The following is a 3,653-nucleotide window of genomic DNA, read 5'->3' on the forward strand; positions in this document are numbered from 1 at the left end:
ACCGATGTTAGCGGCTACAGCGGGCGGGCGTGCGCGACGGGCCCGGGGCGTCGCCGTCAAACGAGTTGGCGCATCACCTCGGCGGCGAACAATTCCAGGTGATCGAGGTCGGCCAAGTCGAGCACCTGCAGGTACACCCGCTGCACGCCGGCCTGGGTGAACGGGCCCAGCCGGTCGACGATCTCTCCCGGTGTCCCCACCAGCGGGGAGTTCTCCCGCAGCTCGTCGAGGTCGCGGCCAATGGCTGCGGCGCGCCGGGTGATCTCGGCGGTGTCCCGCCCGGCGCACACCACGAACGAGGCCGAGAAGACCACCGAGCCGGGGGACCGGCCGGCGGAGGCGACGGCGGCCTGCACCCGCCCGAACTGGGTGCGCACCGCGTCGAGCGGCGCGAACGGCACATTGAACTCGGCGGCGAACTTCGCGGCCAGCGCCGGGGTCCGGGTCGCGCCCAGGCCGCCGATGACGATGGGCGGGTGCGGGCGCTGCACCGGTTTCGGCAGCGCCGGGGAGTCGGTCAGCGTGTAGTGGTCGCCGGCGTAGTCGAAGGTTCGGCCGGCCGGTGTGGTCCACAGCCCGGTGATGATGTCGAGCTGTTCGGCCAGCCGGTCGAAACGCTGACCCAGCGACGGGAACGGGATGCCATAGGCCCGATGCTCGCGCTCGAACCACCCGGCGCCCAACCCGAATTCGACGCGGCCGTCGCTCATGTCGTCGACCTGGGCGACCGAAATGGCCAGCGGCCCGGGCCCGCGGAACGTCGCCGAGCTGACCAGCGTGCCCAGCCGAATCGAGGAGGTTTCGCGGGCGATCCCGCCCAGCGTCACCCAGGAATCGGTGGGGCCGGGCAGCCCGTCGCCGCTCATCGCCACGTAGTGGTCGGACCGGAAGAACGCCGAATAGCCCAGCGCCTCCGCGGTCTGGGCGACCCGGAGCTGGTCGGCGTAGCTGGCACCCTGCTGCGGTTCGACGAATACCCGAAAGTCCACGAGGGACAGGTTAGAACGTCTCGACGTTGTCGATGCTGACGAACATCCCGTGGCCGGTGCGGTTGTTGGTGAACCGGGTGCCGTCGACGTTCGCGGCGATCGTCCAGCCCTGCGCATCGTAGGTGCGGTAGTCGATGGTGACGGTCGGGATGGCGCCGAGATTGCCCAGCACCCACTGGACATCGCCGTCGGCGCTGATATTGACCCCGTTGGCGTGTGCCCCGTCTTGGATCGGCGAGTTGGTGAACTGCGCCTCGCAGCCGACGTTGTCGCTGGCGATCTGGCAGCGGGTCTTCCCGGATTTGGTCTCGATGAACACGTAGCCGTTGGCGTTCGGCGGCAGCGGGATGGCGCCGGCCGGCGCGGTCGGGGACGGCGACGGCGCCGCGGGCCGCGACGTGCTGGGCCGGGGAGCGGGAAAGGACGGTTCGGTGGCGGTGCCCGCACCGGGGGAGGCGACCGGTTGACCGTCCACGGTCGAGCTGCATCCGGCCAGCAGCGACACGCCGATCAGCAGCGCCGCGCCGACCACGGCCAACCCTGCCCGATCCGATACCCGCACCCGCTGCTCCCTGACACCGATCCGTACCGGCCTTCCAGGGTACGCAAAAAGTGATGGAAGTGACTAATGTGACGCGCGTGGTGTGGTGCGTTCGCGCTCCGGACGGGCCAAATGCGGAGAAGCCCGTCGAGTGTGAATTTGGGTTCACGCCCGGCGTTCGAGAGTGAACCTAACTTCACGCTCGGCGAACGATTTGTTTTCCGGTCCGGCGCCCGGTCGTGGCCTTCTGGTTTCTTCGAGCCATCTTCGTGCGGAACAGCATTCACCTCGAGTTCTACGATGCCTTCGTGGAATTCACGGGCGGCTGGGATAGCGCCGCGGCGCTCGTCGACGGTCGCTGGGTCGAGCGACGGCCCCGCCACCCGCGAGCGGAGATCCTGCTGCGCCGGGAAACACACCTGATGAGCTGGCTTGCTCCGCGGCTCCCGGTGCCGGTTCCGGTGCCCTGGGTCGCGCAGCGTGAGCCGTTGGTGGTGCGGCATGAACTCGTCCCCGGTGAACCGTTCGACCCGTCGGTCAACAACCGGCCGGCTGTCGGCCTCATCGGTCACCAACTTGGCGAATTTCTCCGCGCCTTGCACGCGACCCCGGTAGACGCCGCTGTCCGGCACGGCCTGGCGTCGGCCGCCGAGGTGCGGCGTGAGCGCGCCGAACTGCTCGAGCGGTTCCGCACCGAGGTTGTTCCGCTGCTCCCGGGCGATCGGAAATCGCAGGCGCTCGACCTGCTGGAATCGGCCTCCGACGCCCGCACCGACACCGTCGTGCACGGGGACCTTGGCCCGGAGCACATCCTGACCGACGGCCGCTCGCTCACTGGTGTCATCGACTTCGGCGACGCCCACATCGGCGACAGGGCCCTCGACCTCGCTTGGGCGCTGCACGGTGCTCCCTCGGGCTTCGCGCACGCCGTCGGCACCGCCTATGGCGTCACCGATGCGCTGCGCGAGGGGGCATTGTTGTGGCACCGGCTCGGGCCCTGGCATGAGGTGCTCCACGGCTTGGACACCGCAACACCCGAGCTGGTGCGGACCGGGGTGGGCGGTGTGCTGAGCCGGCTATGACCGGGGCGTGTGGTTAACCGGCCAGCGCGGCGAAACCGGCGGACAGGGCGCGCAGCTGGGCGGCGCCGTCACCGGTAAACGACGAGCCGTGCATCAGCGCCAGCGTGGTCGGCCGCATTTGGGCCAGCCGCTCCAGGGTGGGCGCCAGGTTGGTGGTCAGCCCGGTCGCGTGGAACAGTGCCTCGGATTCCAACGCCGGTGCCACACAATCGTTTTCGGTCAGCGCCGGGACCCGTCCGGTGTGCTCGAACAGGTCCCCGGCGAGCAGGGTGGCGGTGGTCTCGTCAAACCACAGGCCGCTTTCCCAGTTGTGTGGCACGTGCGGGGTGGCGATAAACCGCAGTCGGTGCCCGCCGATGTCGTGGACGGCGTCGTCGGGTGCGGCCACCGGCGGCCGGTCGCACAGGTCGGTCAGCGACAACGCGTTGGCCAGCGCGCTGTGGATGACCTCGGCGTGTGGCGCCGCGTCCAGCAGCAGGTTCACCGCCCCGCACTCGTCGGCCTCGACGTGGGCAAACGAGATCCAGCGCAGCGTGTTCAGCGGGATGACCTTCTCGATGGCCTCCGACACCTGCGGGAACAGCCAGCGGTGTCCGCAATGGAACAGAAACGGCTGCTCGCCGGTCAGCAGGAACTGGTTGAACGTGAAGCCGTGCTCGGTGATCCCGGGAACCCAAGTGGAGAATCGGTAGATGCCGTCGGCGATTTCGTCGACGTCGGTGTGCAGGTCGATGCCCATACGGTCATGGTGCAGGACCGGTGGCGAGCAGACGCAGATTCGCACGATTTGCGGTCGCAACGTGCGAATCTGCGTCTGCTCGCGGGCCGACAGGGGCCTGCTCGCGGCCGGTACGCCAACGGGTTAGCCGGCGAACGGGGGTCGGGCCATCACCGTCGGACGGAACCCGTAGCGCGGACCGGAACCCGCTGCGCCGCCGGCGCCGGCGCCCGCTAACGGCATGCCGCCCAACAGGTTTCCGGCCGCTCCGGTCTCCGGGGTGGCGGTGATGCGGCTGATCGGCAGCGGCGACGCCCCGGAAG

The 3,653-nt window shown here is 69.4% G+C and carries 5 protein-coding genes; 1 reads left to right on the forward strand and 4 read right to left on the reverse strand.

The features are described from left to right. Window positions 1–56: 56 nt before the first annotated feature. Both BKN37_RS26360 and BKN37_RS26365 read right to left on the reverse strand, forming a co-directional pair. A complete protein-coding gene (locus BKN37_RS26360) occupies window positions 57–989 on the reverse strand; it encodes an LLM class F420-dependent oxidoreductase (RefSeq protein ID WP_095407223.1) in 933 nt (310 codons plus the stop codon). A gap of 10 nt (window positions 990–999) precedes the next feature. Beyond that, window positions 1,000–1,551: a hypothetical protein gene (locus BKN37_RS26365; RefSeq protein ID WP_071030174.1), complete on the reverse strand. Its 552-nt coding sequence runs from the start codon at window positions 1,549–1,551 to the stop codon at window positions 1,000–1,002. A gap of 287 nt (window positions 1,552–1,838) precedes the next feature. Here BKN37_RS26365 and BKN37_RS26370 point away from each other — a divergent pair, with 287 nt between their 5' ends. Next, a complete protein-coding gene (locus BKN37_RS26370; RefSeq protein WP_071030177.1) occupies window positions 1,839–2,612 on the forward strand; it encodes a phosphotransferase family protein in 774 nt (257 codons plus the stop codon). A gap of 13 nt (window positions 2,613–2,625) precedes the next feature. Here the strand turns inward: BKN37_RS26370 and BKN37_RS26375 are convergent, their stop codons facing one another. Further along, window positions 2,626–3,339, reverse strand: coding sequence for an oxygen-binding di-iron domain-containing protein (locus BKN37_RS26375; protein ID WP_071030179.1), 714 nt, complete (start codon window positions 3,337–3,339; stop codon window positions 2,626–2,628). Window positions 3,340–3,474: 135 nt separating this feature from the next. Further along, on the reverse strand, window positions 3,475–3,653 hold a 179-nt coding region (locus BKN37_RS28165), incomplete at its 5' end, for a PPE family protein, SVP subgroup (protein ID WP_423212844.1).

This window comes from Mycobacterium talmoniae, assembly GCF_001854525.1.
Lineage (GTDB): Bacteria > Actinomycetota > Actinomycetes > Mycobacteriales > Mycobacteriaceae > Mycobacterium > Mycobacterium talmoniae.